Raw genomic sequence first — 19,859 nt, 5'->3', positions numbered from 1 at the left:
CTTCCAGTTCCGGGGGTGGGCCCGGAGGTTACGATCGAGGGTGGATTTCCATCCGAGCGCGCCGAGCACAGGAGCGGGCATTGAGCGACCAGGGATCGCTGCGCAGCACCTTGCACCAGCGTGGCATGCGCATGACGCTGCAGCGCCAGCTGGTGCTGGACACCGTGCGCGAACTGGGCCACGCCACGCCCGAGCAGGTCTGCAAGAAGGTGCAGGAAACCGCGCCCACGATCAACATCACCACCATCTACCGGGCGCTCGACCTGCTCGAAGAGCTCGATCTGGTGCGGCACACCCACCTCGGCCACGGAGCCCCCACCTACTCCGCCGAGGAGCACGGGCACGTACACCTCTCCTGCCACCGCTGCGGCCGGATCGACGAGGTGGCCATCGAGACGATGGACGAGCTGGCCGACAAGCTGCGGGGCGAGCGCGGCTTCGCCCTGGACGCCACGCACCTGGCGCTGTCCGGCACTTGCCGGGAATGCCAGGCCGCCAACATCGGCTGATACCGGTGAGGCACGAGCACGACCACCCTAGGAGCGCTTGAATGAGGTCACCCCTGCTGGATCTGCCGGGCGCGGTTCCCGCGCCTGACGAGTCGGTGGACAGCGGCGTTCCCTGGCACTTCGGCGACCCCTTCGCCGAGCAGCGCTCGGCTGCGCGCTCGGCGGTGCTGGTCGACCGCTCGCACCGCGAGGTCATCGCCGTTCCCGGCGAGGAGCGGCTGAGCTGGCTGCACCTGGTGCTCTCGCAGCACCTCACGGAGCTGCAGGACGGGCAGGGCACCGAGGCGCTGGTGCTCGACACCCACGGCCGGGTGGACAGCCACATGATGGTCGCTCACCACGAGGGCGTCGTGTACCTGGACACCGACGCGGGCGCGGAGGCCACCAGCGCGCTGCCGACGATCGGCGTGAACGGCAGGCAGACGCTGCTGCAGTACCTGGACGCGATGCGGTTCTGGTCGAAGGTGGAGCCGCGTGACGCCACCTCCGAGCTCGCGGTGCTGACCGCGATCGGTCCGGACGCCGGCGGTGTCCTCGCCGGGTTCACCGAGGTCCCCTCCGCTCCTTACGAGGTGCGCGGCCTGCCCGGCGGCGGTTTCGTGCGCAACGTGCCGTACCGGGCTCTGCAGACCTACGACCTGCTGGTCCCGCGCGAATCGCTGGTGGACTGGTGGCTCAAGCTCACCGACGCGGGCATCCGCCCGTCCGGGACCATGGCGTTCGAGTCGCTGCGCGTGGAAGCGCTGCGCCCGCGTCCCGGCCTGGACACCGACGAACGCGCGATCCCGCACGAGCTGGGCTGGATCCACCTCGCCGCGCACGTGGCCAAGGGCTGCTACCGGGGTCAGGAAACGGTCGCGAAGGTCCACAACGTCGGCAAGCCGCCGCGCCGGATGGTGCTGCTGCACCTGGACGGCTCGGTGGAGGTCTCGCCGGAGGTCGGCGACCCGGTGATGCACGGCGACCGCAAGGTCGGCCGGGTCGGCAGCGTGGTCCAGCACCACGAACTCGGGCCGGTGGCGTTGGCGCTGCTCAAGCGCTCGGCCCCGATCGACGCCGAGCTGATGGCCGGCGATCCGGCGGAGGAGCGCGCGGTGGCCGCGGCGGTTGATCCGGATTCGGTGGCACCGGATTCGGGCGAGCCGCCCGGTCGGGTCGCCGCGGATCGGCTTCGCGGCCGGTGACTCATTAGTTCGGTTAACGATCCTCAAGTTCTCCGCGTCGAGTGACGTCGGCATTTGACAGGGCCGGTATGCCTTAGGGCGTGCCGACCGCCCGATCAGGGTCATTTCGAACATGCAGGAACGCTGATCGAACGCTCGGCGTCACACTGTTGTCGTAACGACATCACCCGAAGTGTTGGCGAGCTCGACCGAATTGCCGGAGGATGGCCACGTGATCGAAGTCCGCCCGGGTGGACGGCGCCGCATCGACAGGGTCCTGTCCCCGGACTACACCAGTGGCATGGAGCAGCACGCGCTCGGTGATGTGCGCGCGCTGCGGGACGAGGCCGCCCAGGAGGAGACCGACCTGTCCTACCTGCGCAGGGTCCTGCACGCGCGCATCGACATCGTGCGCGCCGAGCAGCGCAGGCGCCGGGAGGACGGTTCGCGCTCGGTGGTCGAGCAGCTGGTCAACATCCTCGCCGACAATGCGGTCGGACCGGCCGCCGGTTCCGGCCGGTACCAGACCACGGAGCCCTCGCGCGCCGAGGCGCACCGCAGGCACGTCGAAGCCCTGGTGTCGGACGTGGACCTGTCCGACGTCATGTCGTTGTCCGACGAGCAGCTGGACCGGGCGCTGGAGGCCTACACCTCCGAGGAGGACTCGGTCTCGCAGCGCCGCCGCGAGGTGCAGCAGGTCGTGGACCGGCTCAACGCGGAGATCGCCCGCCGCTACCGGGAGGGCGCGGCTTCGGTGGACGAACTGCTCGCCGAAGAGCGAGACCGGCGTTGAACCAACCCGTTCCACTCGTCGAGATCGTCCGAAGTGGACTCAGGGAAGGACTGCACCACGGCTCCGCGGTGCTGATCGACCCGAACGGCACGACCCTCCTCCGCGCGGGCGAGGTGTCGGCACCGATGTACCCGCGCTCCTCGCTCAAACCCGCCCAGGCGGCCGGGATGCTGCGCTGCGGACTTGACCTGCCCGCCGCCGACCTCGCGCTGGCCGCGGCCTCGCACAGCGGCGAGCCGGAGCACGTCTCCCGCGTCGACGCGCTGCTGCGGCGGTACTCGCTGAGCGAGGACGACCTCCAGTGCCCACCGGAACTGCCGATGGGCGAGGCCGCTCGTCGTGGTGCGCCGGCCGAGCGCCGGATCACCATGAACTGCTCCGGCAAGCACGCGGCGATGCTGGCCACCTGCGCGATCAACGGCTGGCCGAGGGCCGACTACCTCGATCCGAAGCACCCGCTGCAGCTGGCGATCGCCGAGACCGTGGTCGATCTCGCGGACGAGCCGATCGCGCGCACGTCGATCGACGGCTGCGGCGCCCCGCTGTTCGCGCTCTCCCTGACGGCTCTGGCCCGGATCTTCCAGCGGCTGGTCACGACCCAGATCGGTGACGCGATGCGGGAGCATCCCTGGCTCGTCGCGGGCACCGACCGCGAGGACACCCGCCTGATGTCGGCGGTCCCGGGCCTGATCAGCAAGATCGGCGCCGAGGGCGTCTTCGCCTTCGCCCTGCCGGACGGCCACGCGGCCGCGATCAAGATCGCCGACGGCTCGGGACGCGCCCGCCTGCCCGTGGCGACCGACCTCCTCGCCGCCCTCGGCGTCGAAGGCCTCGACGACCTGGCCGAATCGCCCGTCCTCGGCGGCGGCGAGCCGGTGGGGACGATCCGCCTCATCCCGGACGCCCTGCGCTGATTCCGCTGGATCCGAGGGCTTCTCACCTGTCCCTCGTCTCGGATAGGCTCATATTCCGGAACGAGTTTCCCAGAAATTGGGAGGAACGTTGGGGTCCTCGGACGTCTACACCCACGGCCACCACGAGAGCGTGCTGCGGTCGCACCAGTGGCGAACCGCCGAGAACTCGGCCGGATACCTGCTCGCCGACCTCCAGCCCGGCACCGAAGTGCTCGACGTGGGATGCGGGCCGGGAACCATCACCCTCGACTTCGCCGAACGCGTCGCACCCGGCCGGGTGCTGGGCATCGACAACGCCGAGGACCCGCTGACGATCTCCCGCTCCGAAGCGGCGGCCCGGGGCCTCGGCAACGCCCGGTTCGAGACCGCAGACGTCTACCGGCTGCCCCACGCCGACGACACCTTCGACGTCGTGCACGCGCACCAGGTCCTGCAGCACCTCACCGACCCGGTCGCCGCGCTCCGCGAGATGCGCCGCGTCAGCCGGCCCGGCGGGATCGTCGCGGCCCGCGACGCCGACTACGGCGGCATGCGCTGGTCCCCCGACCACCCCGGCATGAACCGCTGGCTGGAGCTCTACCGCGCGGTCGCCCAACGCAACGACGCCCACCCCGACGGCGGCAAGCACCTCAAGGGCTGGGCCCTGCGCGCCGGGTTCTCCGAGGTCACCTGCACCGCCTCGGCCTGGTGCTTCGCCACTCCCGACGAACGCGCGTGGTGGGGCAATCTCTGGGCCGACCGCATCCGGCAGTCAGCCTTCGCCACCCAGGCCGTCTCCTACGGCCTGACCACCCCAGAGGAGCTCGAAGAGCTCGCCGAGGCCTGGCACACCTGGCGGGACTCCGACGACGGCTGGTTCGCGGTCCTCAACGGCGAGATCCGCTGCCGCCACTGAACCCCGCGTCAGTTGTGGTGCTCGCGGGCCGCGAACTCGGCCCAGAAGTCGCGCAGCTGCTCGTACCGCGTGGCCACCTCGTCCGCGTCGTCGCTCTCCATCGCGTCGACGATCGCGTGCACGTCCTCGGCCGAGGTGTCGGCGTCGAGATCCGACTCCGTCATCAGCTGGACCAGGCCGCCGTAGTCGAGCTCGACGGCGCTGTGCGGGTGGAAGCGCTCCAACCAGCGCCCCGTCTCCTTGAGGATGCGGGTCGGGCCGTCGTCACCGATCGACTGCTGGGAGACCGAGTGGGCGCGGGCCACCCGCCTGCGGGCATCGGCCATCGCCACCCGCCAGCACACGCGGCGGCGATCGGGCTCGGTGAGCACGCAGCGCTCGGTCGGGTCCACCACGACGAACCAGGGCAGCGGGACCGTCCACGTCGAGGACAGCACGTGCACCGCGCCACCGGAGAGCTCGCTGACCACGGCCCCCGCGCGCGTGCGCGCCTTGTCCACCGACTCCGGCAGAGCCGCCGTGCGCAGCGGGACCTCGGCATCGCCCAAGAACCCCACCAGCGCCGCCGCGGCCCGGCCTCGCACGTCCAGCGGGCACGCCAGCGGCCCCGGACCCACCGTCGCCGACGGAGCCGTCGGCACGTCCTCCGGATCCAGCACGAGAACACCGCCCACGCCCTGGACCTCACCGTCGGCGTTCTCACCGGGCAACAACCGGGGCGGCGCTGCCAGCTGGCTGCGCAGCCACTGGCGCTGCTCCCACAACCCCGCGTCGAACGGATCCACGGACCCGCGATCCACAGCTGCCTCGACTTCCTCGCGCAGCGGTGACTCGAACGACGACAGGGGCTCGTAAACCCTCAGGTAGGCGACGAACGGCTCTGGCACGACGAGCATCGTGTCATGCCCCCGACGAGCCGCTTCGCGCGACTGGCACCCCGGCGCGAGCAGCACCATCGGGCTGATCGAATCGGGCGAGGGCGACGTCACCCAAGACACGGCGGCCAACTCCTGGCACCACGTCGCGTTGAACCGCCTCGACACGGTACGGTAGTTACAGGAAAAGTTGTCGAGATCATGCGGGGCCGGCTTTCCCCTGTCCGCCCCGCACACCCTGTGCGAGGGGGTCGAGCCATGGGGCGCGGCCGGGCTAAGGCCAAGCAGACGAAGGTGGCCCGCGAGCTTAAGTACAGTTCCCCGTCCATGGACATAGAGGCGTTGCAGCGCGAGCTGTCGACCTCGGAGTCCGGCGAGTGGTCCAGCGAAGACCGCGATGACTCGCACGACGACGGGTACGACGACTACGACTACGGTCGACGTTGACGCATTCCTCCAGATAGGACAGCGGTTGAACGCTGTTCGCCCGATGGCGGAGCGCGTCGCTTAGCTCGCAGGACCAACAAGAGGATCAAGACGTGGATGGCGCCGCCGGTCGCGACCGGCGGCGCCACTCACGTCTGCGAGACGCCCGGTGACGGGGCTGAACACGCAGGACACGTGGGGCGGTGCGGGAGTTGATCCCGCACCGCCCCACGTGCTGCGCGCCCGCGGGCCCCTCCAACGGGTGATCGGCACCATGCCGGGAATCCTCAGCGGCCTTCGCTCGTTGTACGGGGTGCCGGCGTCGTGCGCGTGCCCCCGGGCTCCAACTATCGCCTGCTTGGAATACCGTTCGGCTGGAGCCTTGCAGTGCCATCCGCCGAGAGGCGGCCCGCACGCGCCGGCTCCTCTTTTTATGTGTTCTCCGTGGCTGGTTGGCGTAGCGGTGCGGGTAGGGGAACCTGAGCGACTCCGTGGACTCCGCGCGCCACTCCTTGAGTATCTGAATACGCGGCGTCGCGGCGTGCTCGCCACGAAGCCGCTCAGAACCCCCGGCGGTGCCGGTTGCTCAGGTGGGGCACTGAGAAAGCACCTTCGGTGCTTGCCTGACGTCCATGCGTTGCGAAGAAGGGCCGTGGCTCTCCTGGAGTCACGGCCCTTCTCGGTCTTGGTCAGAAGCGGGGGTGGTTTCCCCTGAGGATCACCCGGTCGTCTTCGGTGGTGCCTTCGACCGTGGGCTGCTTGGCGACCTCGCCGAGGACCCACGCGGGCACGTGGCGGGCGGTGAGGACGGCCAGGGCGCGGTCGACGTCCTCGGCCGTGACCACGGCGACCATGCCGATGCCCATGTTGAAGGTGCGCTCCATCTCCTCGGCCTCGACCCGGCCGCGCTGGGCGATCATCCGGAACACCGGCGCCGGCGTCCAGGTGCCGCGGTCCAGCGTCGCCGTCAGGCCCGACGGGATGACCCGCGCCAGGTTCTCCGCGAGCCCACCACCGGTGACGTGCGCGAACGTCCGCACCTCGGCTTCGGCGGCCAGCGCCAGGCAGTCCTTGGCGTAGATCCGGGTCGGCTCCAGCATCTCCTCGCCGAGGGTGCGGCCGAACTCCTCCACGTGACCTTCCAACGGCACCCGCGCAAGGTCCAGCAGCACGTGCCGGGCCAGCGAGTAGCCGTTGGAGTGCAGACCCGACGAGCCCATCGCGATGACCACGTCGCCCGGGCGGACCTTGTCCGGCCCCAGCATCCCGTCGGCCTCCACGACGCCCACGCCGGTGGCGGAGATGTCGTACTCACCGGGAGCCATCAGACCCGGGTGCTCGGCGGTCTCACCGCCCAGCAACGCGCAGCCGGCCTGCACGCAGCCTTCCGAGATGCCCTTGACCAAGTCCGCGATCCGGTCCGGGACGACCTGGCCGACGGCGATGTAGTCCTGCAGGAACAGCGGCTCGGCACCCGCGACCACCAGGTCGTCGACGACCATGGCCACCAGGTCGATGCCGACCGTGTCGTGCTTGTCCACGGCCTGCGCCACGGCCAGCTTGGTGCCCACGCCATCGGTGGAGGAGGCGAGCACCGGTTCCTTCCAGCGGTCGAGCTTCAGCTGGAACAGGCCCGCGAACCCACCGAGGGAACCGAGCACCTCCGGCCGGGTCGCGCGCTCCGCCCAGGGGCGGATCTTCTCCACCGCCTCATCTCCGGCCTCGATGCTCACTCCCGCCGCGGCGTAGGTGGCCTTCGGGGTTTCGGATTGGGCAGACCCTGCGATCAGGTCTTCGGACACGACTGGCTCCACATCTAGTGCGATTTGCGATTCGCCGGACGCGCAATCCTGGCACGGCCAACGCTACGCGGCGACGGTGAGGTCAAGGCCGTTGCAGCGCGTCTTCCGCCCCGTAACCGCTGGGCAACACGGGCGCGGCCGGACCAGCCACGCCGCGCTCGGCGCTGAGGCCCTCCAGGAGGTACTTGCCGATGCGCGCGTCGTCGGGCAGCGGGATCGGGTACTCGCCGTCGAAGCACGCCGCGCACAGCCGGTTTCGCGGCTGCTCCGTGGCACCGATCAGGTTGTCCAGGGAGACGTAGCCCAGGCTGTCGGCGCCGATCGAGCGCCGGACGCCGTCGTCGTCGACGCCGTTCGCCACCAGCTCGGCGCGGGAGGCGAAGTCGATGCCGTAGAAGCACGGCCACTTCACCGGCGGCGACGCGATCCGCACGTGCACCTCGACCGCCCCGGCCTCGCGCAGCATCCGCACCAGCGCGCGCTGGGTGTTGCCGCGCACGATGGAATCGTCGACCACCACCAGCCGCTTGCCCCGGATCACCTCGCGCAGCGGGTTGAGCTTCAGCCGGATGCCGAGCTGGCGGATCGTCTGCGACGGCTGGATGAACGTCCGGCCCACGTAGGAGTTCTTCACCAGGCCGTTGCCGTAGGGGATGCCGGAGGCCTGGGCGTAGCCGACTGCGGCCGGCGTGCCCGACTCCGGGACCGGGATGACCAGGTCGGCGTCCACCGGGTGTTCCTTGGCCAGCTTGCGGCCGATCTCCACGCGGGTGCCGTGCACCGTCCGGCCGGAGATCGTGGTGTCCGGGCGCGCCAGGTAGACGTACTCGAACACGCAGCCCTTGGGCTTGGGGCTGGCGAAGGACTGCGAGCGCAGCCCCTCCGCGTCGATGGCCAGCAGCTCGCCCGGCTCGACCTCGCGGACGAAGGACGCCCCCACGATGTCCAGCGCGGCCGTCTCGCTGGCCACCACCCAGCCGCGCTCCAGGCGACCGAGCACCAGCGGGCGCACGCCCTGCGGGTCGCGGACCGCGTACAGGGTGCCCTCGTCGCAGAAGACCATCGAGAACGCGCCGGAGACCGTCGGGAACAGCTCCATCGCGGCCTGCTCCAGGCCGATGTCCGTGGCCTTCGCGGCGAGCATGCCGGTGACCAGGTCGGAATCGCTGCTCGCGCGCTCGCAGCCGTTGGCGGGGGACGACAGGTTGCCGCCGTCGACCCGGCCGAAATCGCGTGCGCGGTCCAGCAGCTCGGCGGTGTTGACCAGGTTGCCGTTGTGGCCGAGCGCGAGACCGCTGCCCGCGCCGGTGGCGCGGAAGGTCGGCTGCGCGTTCTCCCAGGAGCCCCCTCCGGTGGTGGAGTACCGGCAGTGCCCGACCGCGACGTGCCCGTGCAGCGAGGCGAGGGTCTGCTCGGTGAACACCTGGCTGACCAGGCCCAGATCCTTGTAGACGACCACCTGGGAGCCGTCACCGACGGCGATGCCCGCGGCTTCCTGGCCCCGGTGCTGGAGGGCGTAGAGCCCGTAGAAGGAGAGCTTGGCGACTTCCTCGCCAGGGGCCCAGACGCCGAAGACGCCGCATTCCTCTCGCGGGATGTCCCGCTCCAACGCCTCGGGCGAGGTGTCGAAGGTGGGAAAGGGCAGGTCCGTTGTCGTGCTGGCGTTAGCCGGACGGTCGGTGACCACCGAAAACTCCCTGGATGACGGAGTCGGACTTACACCTCAGTGTAAGACCCTCGAAACCTGGCGGAACCCCACCCGAAGCGTGTCGGCCATCTCATCACAACACGTAGCAGCTCGGAGCCCTTCAGCTGCTCTCCACGCGGACGATCGGGAGCCACTGGGAGACGTCGGAACGGGAGCCGGAGGCCGTCAGCAGGCCGTCGCCGACGGCGTCCGACCAGGTCAGGCGGCCGGTCGCGAGCAGCAACCAGGTTCGCGCATCGGTCTCGACGACGTTCGGCGGGGTGCCCCGGGTGTGCCGGGGACCGTCGACGCACTGGACGGCCGCAAACGGCGGGACCCGCACCTCGACGCTGTTGCCCGGGGCGATCTGCTCCAGCGTGCGCAGGCTCAGCCGCACCGCCTTGGCCATCTCGGGCCTGGCCGGGCGACGCTGCGCGTCGTCGAGCCACTCGCGCACGGCGCTCACCGCCTCGCGCATCTCCCCGGGATCCACAGCACCGCGCTTCGGCATGCCCCGGAGTCTAGTGGGGGCAGTTTTGGTCCGAATTGACCCGGCAAAACGGACATCGATCATGGGCGGTTCGGACCAAAACTGCCCACTGCTCACCACCGACGCCCCACGGGACCGCGATCGTGCGCCTCGGTCCGGTGCTCAGATGTGCAGAACCGGTGCCGAGGCGCCTGATCGATTCACAGCCAGCCGAGCTTGACCGCCTGCATCCCCGCTTGGAACCGGGTCTCGACGCCCAGCCGCGAGATCAGCTCGCGCACCCGGCGGTGCGCCGTGCGAGCGCTGAAGCCCATCAACCGGCCGATGGTGTCATCGGTGGCGCCCGAGGCCAGCAGCGACAAGATCCACCGCTCCTCCTCGGTGGGCCGCAGCTCGTTGCCGTCGAGGTCCTGGTTGGCGGTGAACGGCGCCGCGTAGCGCCACAGGTCCTCGAAGATGCGGGCGACCGCCGCCAGCATCGCCGAGCTGCGCACCACGACCGCGCTCTCCACCGAGGTCTCGGTGACGGTCAGCGGCAGCAGCGCGATCTCGTTGTCCACCATGATCAGCTTGGTGGGCGCCACGTGGATCACCCGTGCCTGCTCGCCCAGCGCGACGAGCTTGGTGGTGATGTCCAGCTGCGGCGGGCGCGCGAGCGCCGATCGGTCGTAGAGGACCTGGTACCGGACGCCTTCAGCGAGCTTGCGCGACTCCAGCGAGTCCAGCGTTCCGGTCTGCGCGTACGGCGGCTTGGCGACGCCCTGGACCAGGTGCGTGGCGCTCGCCTGCAGCTCGTACGCGGCCCAGCCGACCCGCTTGGCCCCGTGCACGACCTGCAGCACTCCACCGCTGCCCGCCTGCGCCCGAGCCGCTCGGGTGACCGAAGCGACCTGCGCCTGCACGGTGCGCTGGCTGAGCTGTTCCGGCGCGACCGGCCCGCCCGGCTCGGCGACCTCGGTCGACGCCTTGGTCAGTTCCTCTGTGTATCCGGGTAACACGGCACATCCCTCCTCGATGTGCCCCGGCGAAATCCGCCCCGATCAGGCGCGGGAATCGCAATGGACACTGAGCTCCCCCTGTTATTGGGCAACGTATCCACCGGGAGCAACCGCCGGAACCGACTTTCGCCGGACAAGTTGGGCGACGAACGTGGTGACGCCCGATCAGCGGAGTCCCGATACCCCCGAAAGCACCTCTCACGCACCGCGGGCCCTCCCTGAAGCGCTCAGGAAGGGCCCGCGACGGCGCTCTATCGCGTCAGGCGATCACAGTTCGCCGATCTGCAGCAGGTCGGTGAGGGTGCCCTGCGGGGCGCCCTGGACGACACCCGCCGAGGCCTGGCCCTGCAGGCCCTTGATGACGTCGGCCGGAGCGGTGCCCGGGTTGGCGCCCAGGAACAGCGCGCCGACGCCGGCCACGTGCGGGCTGGCCATCGAGGTGCCGCTCATCGCCTCGGTGCCGCCACCGGGGACGGAGGAGACGATGTCCACGCCGGGGGCGTAGCCCTCGACCGTGGCGCCGAAGTTGGTGAACTCGGCGGAGGTGTCGGTGTTGTCCGACGCGGCAGTGGTGAACACGCCCTCGGCGCTGGCCGGGGACACCTGCTCGGCGTCCTGCGACTCGTTGCCCGCGGCGACGGCGAGGAACACGCCGCTGTTGACGAGGTTGGTGGCCGCCTCGTCGAGGGCCGGGTCCTTCGGACCGCCCAGCGACATGTTGGCGACGGAGTTCTCGTCGTGGTTCTGCGCGACCCAGTCGATGCCGCCGACGACGGACTCGGTGGTGCCCTGGCCCTGGTCGTCCAGGACGCGGACGCCGACGAGCTTGGCGGCCGGGGCGACACCGACGGTGTTGCCGCCGATGGTGCCTGCGACGTGCGTGCCGTGGCCCTGCTTGTCGAGGCCGTCGCCGCCGGTGGCGTCGAAGCCGACCGAGGCGCGACCGCCGAACTCGGGGTGGTCGGGCGCGATGCCGGTGTCGATGATGTAGGCGGTCACGCCCTCGCCCTTGCCGTTGGGCGTGTAGCTGTCGTCCAGCGGCAGCGCGGGCTGGTCGATGCGGTCCAGGCCCCACGACCCGGCCGCGGCCGGCTTGACGTCCGGCTCGACCGCCATGCGGTAGCTCTGCGAGATGTTCTGCACCTTGTCGTTGGCGCGAACGTTCTGCAGCTGCTCGGGCGTGAGCTTGGCGGAGAAGCCGTTGATCGAGGCGGTGTAGGTGTGCCGGGCCTGAACGCCCAGCTCCTCGGCGACGCCCTGCGGGGCGACGCCGTCCTTGAGGTTGACGATGTAGACGTCCGCGGTGTCCTTCGTCTGAGCCTGCGGGTGCAGGGTCAGCGGTGCCAGGTCGGCCTGCGGTTCCGCGCCGGCGGGAGCTCCGGCGAAGACGAGTGCCGCTGCGGCCACCCCTGCCCCGGTGCCGAAGAGCAGCTTCTTCATGCGTTCCCCTCCTTCAAACGGTTCCGCTCGGGTGGGGCCGAGCGGAGGTGTTTCAAGGCGGAACGTAACCAGCGAGCCCACTCGTATGGGCGACGTTGGCGAATTTGCGCCAAACAATCGGACGTTGGGGTTAACGCTTTCCCAATGCGCCGCTTCCTACCGGGAATGAGCAGCTGAAACCGTGGCTGGCACAAGGGGCCGAACGGCACGGCGATCGCCGGATTTCCCAGTTGTTACCCGCAAGTAGAGGTAACAGTCCGTACTCAATATAACTGAGGGGGTGGACGCCCTAACGAGTAGCGGCTACCCACCGCCGCAACCGCAGCCGGACCGACTCGACGTACTCGTCGGACTGCGCGGGCTCGCCGTCCTCGGGCTGGGGCTCCACGCCGTAGGTCATCCCGTAGTAGAGGAACAGCGCGCGCTCCGTCGCCAGCGGTAGGTCGCCCTTCTCCAGGTCGACCCGCGGCGCCTGGCGGACCGCGTCCTTGCCGACCGAGACCGTCAGCGTGTCGCCGTCGAAGGCGGCGCCGTCGAGCGGCACGAAGCTCTCGTTGGTGCCGAACAGACCGGTTTGGACCGTGATCCACGCGGGCTGCTCGGTGTCGTCGTCGATGAACAGCTGTCCCACGATGCCGATTCGCTGCCCCGCCGGGTCGAAGACCTCGCACCCGAACATGCGCAACGCTTCCCGCTGACCGATCATCGAACGCCCCTCCCCGAGAACCCCGGAGACCAAGTCTCCCCCGCCATCGCGCGAGACGGCACCTCAAAACGGCGGACTGCCCTCTTCGGACCACTCCGGGCGAAGAATGGGACCCTTCAACGCAGAACGCTCGCGCTCACGGGCGTTCTGCTGTCCAGCCGAGCTGATGGAGTCGCCAACCCCATGACCGAACCCACCCCGCCGATCACCGACGAGATGCGTGCGCACGCCCAGGAGAACCCCAACACCTGGCTGTACATCGCCGACCCCGGTTACGCGCAGGACGACGAAGGCGACATGCCGCCGGAGGGCGTCGTCGGCGCGTACCGCATCGACGAGAACGGCGTGATCGACGAGGAGTTCCAGTTCAACGAGCAGTACGTCCCCTCGGACCTGATGCTGCACCGGCCGGAACCGAGCAACGACCTGGAGCGCGTGCTCGACGAGATCGCCGATGGCGAACGCCCCGAGGACGACCTGCCCCAGGCGGTCCTGGACGGCGAGGTGATGCTCTACGCGCCCTCGGCCGAGGACCGCAACGTCTACACCGCTGAGATGTCCGACGGCACCACGCTGGTGCCCGCCTGCACGTCGGCCTCGCGGGTGCCCGAGGACTGGCCGGGCTTCCGCACGGTTCCCGGCTCCTGGCTCCCCGACGTCCTCGGCGGCTACGACCTCGGCCTCAACCTGCACGAAGCCGTGCAGGCCGTGATCCCCAACGGCGTCCTCGTCCAGTTCGCCGAAGATCAGGGCTGAGAACCCGGCGGAGACCGCTCGTCCCGTCCCGCGGGGCGAGCGGCGAGCGGAACGGCCCCGCCAGCTCCTAAGGTCGGCGAGATGACAGGACCGGGCCTCATCGAGGACTACGCGTTGCTCTCCGACATGCGCACGGCCGCGCTCGTCGGCAAGGACGGTTCGATCGACTGGTTGTGCCTGCCGCGGTTCGACGCCCCTTCCTGCTTCACCCGGCTGCTGGGCGGCGAGCGCGACGGGCACTGGTCGATCGCCCCGACCGGACCGGTGCGGGAGGTCAGGCGCCGGTACCGGGACAACTCCCTGGTGCTGGAGACGGAGTTCCACACCGGTTCCGGGGTGCTGCGGCTGATCGACTTCATGCCGCCGCACGAGGTGAACCAGCACGACGAGCCGTGCGTGGTGCGGATCGTCGAGGGCGTCTCCGGCGAGGTCGACTTCCAGCTCGACTGGGTGCTGCGGTTCGACTACGGCGACTCGGTGCCGTGGGTGCGGCGGGTCCGCGAGACCGATCCGGTGCTCGACGAGTACGTCCTGGGAATCGCGGGTCCGCACACCGTCGTGCTGCGCGGCGAGGAGCTGCCCACGCGCGTCGACGGCGTGCGCGCGCATCGCTACCGCGGCACGATCGCCGCTGGTCAGCGCATGGCCTGGGTGCTGCAGTGGGCAACGCATCCGGACGTGATGCCCGCGCCGATGAATCCCGAGCAGGAACTGCAGGAGTGCGAGGACTACTGGCGGCAGTGGTCGTCCAAGATCGTCTACGACGGTCCGCACGGAGCCGCGGTCCGCCGCTCGCTGGCCACGCTCAAGGCCCTCACGTACTCCCCGACGGGCGGCATCATCGCCGCCCCCACCACGTCGCTGCCGGAAGCCGTTCCCGGTGACCGCAACTGGGACTACCGCTACTGCTGGCTGCGCGACGCCACGCTGGTGCTGCTCGCGCTGGACGACCTGGGCTGCACCGCTGAAGCCGAGTCGTGGCGGCGCTGGCTGGTGCGTGCCGTCGCGGGCGACCCCGCCGACCTGCAGATCATGTACGGCGTCGGCGGCGAGCGGCACCTGATCGAGTGGGAGGCCGACTGGCTGCCGGGATACCGAGGTAACAGCCCGGTCCGGATCGGCAACGCCGCCTACCGGCAGACGCAGCTGGACGTCTACGGCGAGGTGATGGACGCCCTGCACCTCGCCCGCGAGCGAGGGCTGGTGGAGAGCGCGGAGTCGTGGGCGGTGCAGCGCGGCATGCTCCAGCACCTGGAGCGGATCTGGCAGGAACCCGACCGCGGTCTGTGGGAGGTGCGCGGACCGGACCGGCACTTCACGCACTCCCGGGTGATGGTGTGGGTCGCCTTCGACCGCGCGGTGCGCGCCGCCGAGGAGGACGGGCTTCCCGGCCCGGTCGAGCACTGGCGCGCGGTGCGCGACGAGGTCCGCGACGAGGTGCTGAACCGGGCGTGGAACCCGGATCTCGGCGCGTTCACCCAGTTCTACGGCGGGACCGAGCTCGACGCGTCGGTCCTGCTGCTGCCCTCGGTCGGTTTCCTCTCCGGCGAGGACGAGCGGATGCGCAGCACCGTGGAGGCGATCCAGCGCGAGCTGCAGCACGGGGTGCTGGTCGACCGCTACACCACCACCGACGAGCCGAACGAGGTCGACGGGCTCTCCGGGCGCGAGGGCTCGTTCCTGGCCTGCTCGTTCTGGATGGTCGACGCGCTGGCCTACTGCGGTCGCCGCGACGAGGCGGTGCGGATGTTCGACGAGCTCATCGGCATGGCCAACGACGTCGGCCTCTACTCCGAGGAGTTCGACGCCGAGAGCGGGTGCTTCACCGGCAACTTCCCGCAGGCGTTCAGCCACCTCGCCCTGGTCAACTCGGCCGCGGTCCTGCACGGCGGCCGGACCCGCGCGCAGAAGTCCCGCCGCAACGGCGTCGCCGCTCAGTCCAGGTGGGACGAGATGTAGTCGGTGACCGTGCGTGGATCGCCCGGTTTCGCGAAGAGGTAGCCCTGACCGGTCTCGCAGCCGATCTCGGCCATCCGGCGGGCCTGGGCCTGGGTCTCCACGCCTTCGGCGGTGACCGTCAGGCCCAGCGTGTGCGCCAGGTCGACGAGCGTGCCGACGATGCGCGCGTCGACCGGGTCGGCCCGTTCCGCGTCGCGCAGGCCCTCCATGAAGGACCCGGCGATCTTGAGCTCGTGCACCGGGAGGTGTCGCAGGTAGGCGAGGTTGGAGTAGCCCGTGCCGAAGTCGTCGATGGCGATCCGCACGCCCATCCGCGACAGCGCGCGCAGCTTGTCCAGCGGCTCGTCGGCGGTGGACATGATCGTGCTCTCGGTCAGCTCCAGCTGCAGCCGGCTCGGGGCGAGGCCCGTCTCCTCCAGAATCGCGGCGACGTCGTGGACCAGGTTCGGGTCGCGCGACTGCCGGACGGCGAGGTTCACGCTGACGAACGGCGCCCCGTCGCCGAAGCGGTCCTGCCACCGCTTGGCCTGCAGGCACGCCTCGCGCAGCACCCACCTCCCGAGCGGGACGATCAGCCCGGTCTCCTCCGCGAGCCCGATGAACTTGTCCGGGCCGAGCCTGCCCAGGTCCGGATGTCCCCAGCGCACCAGGGCTTCGACGCCCACGACCGAGCGGTCCCGCAACCCGATCAGCGGCTGGTAGTCGACGTAGAACTCCTCGCGCTCCAGGGCCGCGGGCATCGAGGCGGCCAGCCGGAGACGGGCGACCTCGGTGGCGTTGCGCTCCGGGTCGAACTGGGCCCAGCGGCCCTTGCCCTCGGACTTCGCCCAGTACAGCGTCACGTCGGCGTCGCGCATCAGCTCGGCAGCGGTCTGCTCGGCGACCTCGCGCTCGACGATCCCGACGCTGGCCGAGACGGTCAGCTCGTGGCCGTCGATGTGGATCGGCTCGTCGACGGCCGCCAGCACCCGCTCGGCGATCTCCAGGGCCTGCTCCGTCCCGTGCGAGTTCTGCAGCAGGATGACGAACTCGTCCCCGCCCATCCGCGCGACCAGCCGGTCGTCGCCCTGCACGGTGGCGGCGAGCCGTTCGGCGACGGTCACCAGCAGGTCGTCACCGACGTGGTGACCGAGGCTGTCGTTGATGACCTTGAAACCGTCGAGGTCCATGTAGCACAGCGCGATCCGGTCCTCCGGCTTGTTGCGCTTGAGCACCTCTTCGAGCCGGTCGAGGAACAGCGCCCGGTTCGGCAACGTCGTCAGCGGGTCGTGCATCGCCTGGTAGCGGAGCCGTTCCTGCAGCTCACGGCGATCGGTGACGTCTTCGAGCAGCGCGACCTGGTACAGCGGTTTGCCGTCGTCGTCGCGGATGAGGGACACGAACAGCTCGGTCCACACGGTCTTGCCGCTGGGCCGCGAGAACTGCTTCTCGACCCGGAACTCCTCGCGCTCACCGCGCATGAGCTCGTCGTAGAGCCGCCAGACCCGCTCCGGATCGGCGGGGTGAACCATGTCCTCGACCTGCATCCGGCGGATGTCCTCGGCAGGGCGTCCGAGGATCCGCGCCAGCGACGCGTTGATCTCCAGGATCCGGCCTTCGATGTCGGCGATGCCGATGCCGATGGCCGCCTCGGAGAAGATCGCGCGGAAGCGGGCTTCGCTGGTGCGCAGCGCCAGCTCGACGGCATCGCGCGCGTCGAGCACGGCCTGCCGGATGGCTTCCTGCTCGTCGAGCGTGCGCTTGCGCGCCGCCTGCACGAAACCGGAGCACAGCGCGGATTGCAGGGCCGCGATCCGGCCGCGCCACACGGGGTCGTCGCCGAGCCGGAGGACGTCGAGGAGTTCGGCACCGATGAGGTCCACGGTGCACGCCAGCGATTCGGAGCCGGTGAAGTGCAGACCGACGAGGTCGACGCCCACCTCGCGCGCCGGCGACGCCTCGAAGGGCTCGCCGACCAGCGCGTCGACCAGGCGGTCGGTGAAGCCGTGCAGACGGCCTTCGACCTCGGCGCTGGTCATGGGCACATAGCTGGTCCCGATCAGCGCCTGCGCCCAGACCGCGGCGAAACGTCGTCGATCGGTTCGGTTCACCTTGGCGGCCACCTCATGAGCGCTGGGCACCGGCGCGGTCCAGCCAGTCATGCCTGGGCGCCCTCCACTCGTCGTCCTACCTGGGCCGTACCCCGTCGAAGCGTACGACCCGTCCAGCATGGCGGTCGAACATCATGTGCGGCACCCGGAGCAGCCGTGACACCTGTGTCTGGCGGCCATCTGGGTGGCCGACGTTCAAATTACCGCTACCGTCCGCGAACAGTTCATCGATGAACGGCGACGGAGTTCGATCCCCCACTAGTAGACGCTCAACCCGCCCTGAGAGGTTGCGTTGGCAACTCCTCGCCAAAATGCCTGTTCGGTGCCCCGCAGCTGTACGGATTGAGCCGATCCGGTCAAAAGCTAACACAGCATCTTCCGCCGTCAGAAAGCGTTAGCCACACTTTCGGGGCACGATGCGTAGTCGGCCGACACGGTCCACGACTATCCGTGAATGCGAGGCCTCGATGACGGGACGCGGTCGTTCAGCCTTGGCAACGATGGTCGCGCTGGCGTGCGCGGCTCTGCCGATCCCGGCTCAGGCGGGCCCGGCGATCACCGATGACGACAACGCGACGCTGGGTTCGCAGATCCGCAAGTTCGAGCCGGTGGACCTGCTGCCCGACCTGAATCTGGACCCGCTGGCCACCGTCGCGGGCATGGACGTCGCCAGCTACCAGGGCAACGTCGACTGGCCCTCCTGGTACGGGCAGGGCAAGCGGTTCGCCTTCGTCAAGGCGACCGAGGCGACCAGCTACACCAACCCGTACTTCCCGCAGCAGTACAACGGGTCCTACGACGTCGGCATGATCCGCGGCGCCTACCACTTCGCGATCCCCAACTCCTCCAGCGGAGCCGACCAGGCGAACTACTTCGTCGACAACGGCGGCGGCTGGACCGGCGACGGCCGGACGCTGCCCGGCGCCCTGGACGTGGAGTACAACCCCTACGGCGAGACCTGCTACGACATGAGCCGGGAAGCGCTCACCGCGTGGGTCAAGGACTTCAGCGACACCTACCGCGCGCGCACCGGCCGGTTCCCCGTCATCTACACCAGCACCAGCTGGTGGAACCGGTGCGTGGCCGGGTCCTTCGGCACCACCAACCCGCTGTGGGTCGCCCGCTACGCCGAGGCCCCGGGCGAACTCCCCACGGGCTGGCTCGTGTGGTCCTTCTGGCAGCACACCTCGGACCCGCTCGACCAGAACCACTTCAACGGACCCATCACCGCCCTCCAATCCCTCGCCCACGGCTGAAACCTCCCGATCCCACGACCCGCCAACGCGAGAACCGCGGTTCTCGTGCGGCGGCTTCGGGGGCGTGGAAAGGGTTGATCTTCTGGCGGAGAATGACCTCCATGGGTGAGCGGAAGATCGGGTTGGTGCTGACGATCGCGCTCGCGGTCGTCGTGCTGTGCGGGGTCAGCGCCGCGCTGCTGCTCTTCGATCCGCGCACCACCGGCGCCGACGCGCTGCGCACCGGAGGGCTCGCGGCGGGATCGGTCGTGGCGCTCTACGCGCTGTGGCTCAACGACCGGCGCCGCCGCGTCGAGGAGGAGCGGCAGACGCTGGAGCGCAGGCGGACCGATCTGGAGCGCGACCGCGTCGCCGACGAGCGCTTCGCGCGAGCGATCGAGCTGCTGGGACACGAGACCGACCAGGTCAGGGTGGGTGCGCTGCACGCGCTGGCCGGCCTGGCGCACAGCAGCCCGGGGCACGTCCAGACCGTCCTCGACGTCCTCTGCTCCTACCTGCGCCGCCCGTTCCAGCACCCGCGCTACTCGTCGTCGAAGGGCTGGACTCCCGAGCGGTCCGACGAGGCCGAGCGGAAGCTGCAGGTGCGGCTGACCGCGCAGCGCCTGATCGCCGACCTGCTGCCCGGTGCGACCGACGCCGACGCACCCGTCTACGACCTGGACCTCACCGGCGCGACCCTGGAGTACTTCGACATCTCCGACCGCAAGGTCGGCACCGTCCTGCTGCGCTACTCGCACCTGTTCAGCAGCAACAACCTCAGCCGCAGCAGTTTCCACGGACACGTCTACTTCACCGGCAGCACCTTCGGAACCGGTCGGCTCAGCGGTCGTTTCCGCTGCGACGACGCGGTGTTCCACCGCAGGGCGTGGTTCAGCGCGGTGCACTTCGGCGGGCCGGCGCGCTGCGAGCGCAGCACGTTCCACGGGCCCGCGAAGTTCGCCGACAGCACCTTCACCGACGAGGTGTCGCTGGCCGGTTCGACCTTCGAGGACCTGGCCGACTTCGACGGCGTCGTCTTCCAGCAGGCCCCGGACCTCGACGGAACGTTCGGGGTGGGGGAAGTTTTCATGAAAACTTCCCCCACCCCGAACCAGACCTGA

Annotated in this window: 18 protein-coding genes; 10 read left to right on the top strand and 8 right to left on the bottom strand. The window is 69.9% G+C overall.

The annotated features are described in order from the left end of the window. The first annotated feature begins 80 nt into the window (after positions 1-80). From ACYVF3_RS06955 to ACYVF3_RS06935, 5 genes are all read left to right on the top strand, one after another. Positions 81-509, top strand: a complete 429-nt coding sequence (locus ACYVF3_RS06955) for a Fur family transcriptional regulator (RefSeq protein WP_461153358.1) — start codon at positions 81-83, stop codon at positions 507-509. Positions 510-550: 41 nt separating this feature from the next. Further along, a complete protein-coding gene (ygfZ, locus tag ACYVF3_RS06950; protein ID WP_461153357.1) occupies positions 551-1,693 on the top strand; it encodes a CAF17-like 4Fe-4S cluster assembly/insertion protein YgfZ in 1,143 nt (380 codons plus the stop codon). Between the two features lie 211 nt (positions 1,694-1,904). Then, positions 1,905-2,465 (top strand): RsiG family protein, encoded by a 561-nt coding sequence (locus ACYVF3_RS06945; RefSeq protein ID WP_461153356.1) that lies wholly within the window; start codon positions 1,905-1,907, stop codon positions 2,463-2,465. Continuing rightward, the gene (locus tag ACYVF3_RS06940; protein ID WP_461153355.1) at positions 2,462-3,379 is read left to right on the top strand and encodes an asparaginase; all 918 of its coding nucleotides are present in this window, start codon (positions 2,462-2,464) and stop codon (positions 3,377-3,379) included. Before ACYVF3_RS06945 ends, ACYVF3_RS06940 begins: the two co-directional genes overlap by 4 nt. A gap of 88 nt (positions 3,380-3,467) precedes the next feature. Beyond that, positions 3,468-4,274 carry a methyltransferase domain-containing protein gene (locus tag ACYVF3_RS06935; protein WP_461153354.1) on the top strand — a complete coding sequence of 269 codons (807 nt, stop codon included), beginning with the start codon at positions 3,468-3,470 and terminating at the stop codon, positions 4,272-4,274. Between the two features lie 8 nt (positions 4,275-4,282). Here ACYVF3_RS06935 and ACYVF3_RS06930 read toward each other — a convergent pair whose 3' ends face one another. Beyond that, entirely contained in the window at positions 4,283-5,161 is an 879-nt protein-coding gene (locus ACYVF3_RS06930; RefSeq protein ID WP_461153820.1) for a hypothetical protein, read from the bottom strand. A 246-nt stretch (positions 5,162-5,407) separates the two neighbouring features. Between ACYVF3_RS06930 and ACYVF3_RS06925 the strand changes: the two genes are divergently transcribed. Further along, on the top strand, positions 5,408-5,596 hold the full coding sequence (locus ACYVF3_RS06925) for a DUF3073 domain-containing protein (protein WP_093419982.1): 189 nt from the start codon (positions 5,408-5,410) through the stop codon (positions 5,594-5,596). Between the two features lie 668 nt (positions 5,597-6,264). On the opposite strand, the gene purM is transcribed toward ACYVF3_RS06925, so the two are convergent. From purM to ACYVF3_RS06895, 6 genes are all read right to left on the bottom strand, one after another. After that, positions 6,265-7,377, bottom strand: a complete 1,113-nt coding sequence (purM, locus tag ACYVF3_RS06920; RefSeq protein ID WP_145741011.1) for a phosphoribosylformylglycinamidine cyclo-ligase — start codon at positions 7,375-7,377, stop codon at positions 6,265-6,267. Between the two features lie 82 nt (positions 7,378-7,459). After that, positions 7,460-9,064 (bottom strand): amidophosphoribosyltransferase, encoded by a 1,605-nt coding sequence (gene purF, locus ACYVF3_RS06915; protein WP_461153353.1) that lies wholly within the window; start codon positions 9,062-9,064, stop codon positions 7,460-7,462. A gap of 121 nt (positions 9,065-9,185) precedes the next feature. Beyond that, positions 9,186-9,575, bottom strand: a complete 390-nt coding sequence (locus ACYVF3_RS06910) for a sterol carrier family protein (protein WP_461153352.1) — start codon at positions 9,573-9,575, stop codon at positions 9,186-9,188. A 179-nt stretch (positions 9,576-9,754) separates the two neighbouring features. Further along, positions 9,755-10,552, bottom strand: coding sequence for a DNA-binding response regulator (locus ACYVF3_RS06905; RefSeq protein WP_461153351.1), 798 nt, complete (start codon positions 10,550-10,552; stop codon positions 9,755-9,757). A gap of 267 nt (positions 10,553-10,819) precedes the next feature. Further along, on the bottom strand, positions 10,820-11,992 hold the full coding sequence (locus tag ACYVF3_RS06900) for a S8 family peptidase (RefSeq protein WP_461153350.1): 1,173 nt from the start codon (positions 11,990-11,992) through the stop codon (positions 10,820-10,822). A gap of 289 nt (positions 11,993-12,281) precedes the next feature. Beyond that, positions 12,282-12,698, bottom strand: a complete 417-nt coding sequence (locus ACYVF3_RS06895; protein WP_461153349.1) for a PRC-barrel domain-containing protein — start codon at positions 12,696-12,698, stop codon at positions 12,282-12,284. A gap of 183 nt (positions 12,699-12,881) precedes the next feature. Here ACYVF3_RS06895 and ACYVF3_RS06890 point away from each other — a divergent pair, with 183 nt between their 5' ends. Continuing rightward, a complete protein-coding gene (locus tag ACYVF3_RS06890; RefSeq protein WP_461153348.1) occupies positions 12,882-13,454 on the top strand; it encodes a type VII secretion system-associated protein in 573 nt (190 codons plus the stop codon). A gap of 81 nt (positions 13,455-13,535) precedes the next feature. After that, complete coding sequence (locus ACYVF3_RS06885; protein ID WP_461153347.1) at positions 13,536-15,413, top strand: glycoside hydrolase family 15 protein; 1,878 nt, start codon at positions 13,536-13,538, stop codon at positions 15,411-15,413. On the opposite strand, the gene ACYVF3_RS06880 is transcribed toward ACYVF3_RS06885, so the two are convergent. After that, positions 15,389-17,554 (bottom strand): putative bifunctional diguanylate cyclase/phosphodiesterase, encoded by a 2,166-nt coding sequence (locus ACYVF3_RS06880; protein ID WP_461153346.1) that lies wholly within the window; start codon positions 17,552-17,554, stop codon positions 15,389-15,391. The two genes, ACYVF3_RS06885 and ACYVF3_RS06880, sit on opposite strands and share 25 nt — an antisense overlap. Positions 17,555-18,003: 449 nt before the next feature. On the opposite strand from ACYVF3_RS06880, the gene ACYVF3_RS06875 reads away from it, so the two are divergent. Further along, positions 18,004-18,759 (top strand): lysozyme, encoded by a 756-nt coding sequence (locus ACYVF3_RS06875; RefSeq protein ID WP_461153345.1) that lies wholly within the window; start codon positions 18,004-18,006, stop codon positions 18,757-18,759. Between the two features lie 101 nt (positions 18,760-18,860). Continuing rightward, a complete protein-coding gene (locus ACYVF3_RS06870; protein WP_461153344.1) occupies positions 18,861-19,859 on the top strand; it encodes a pentapeptide repeat-containing protein in 999 nt (332 codons plus the stop codon).

The organism is Saccharopolyspora tripterygii, assembly GCF_054778355.1.
This window is presented reverse-complemented; position numbering and strand designations above follow the sequence as displayed.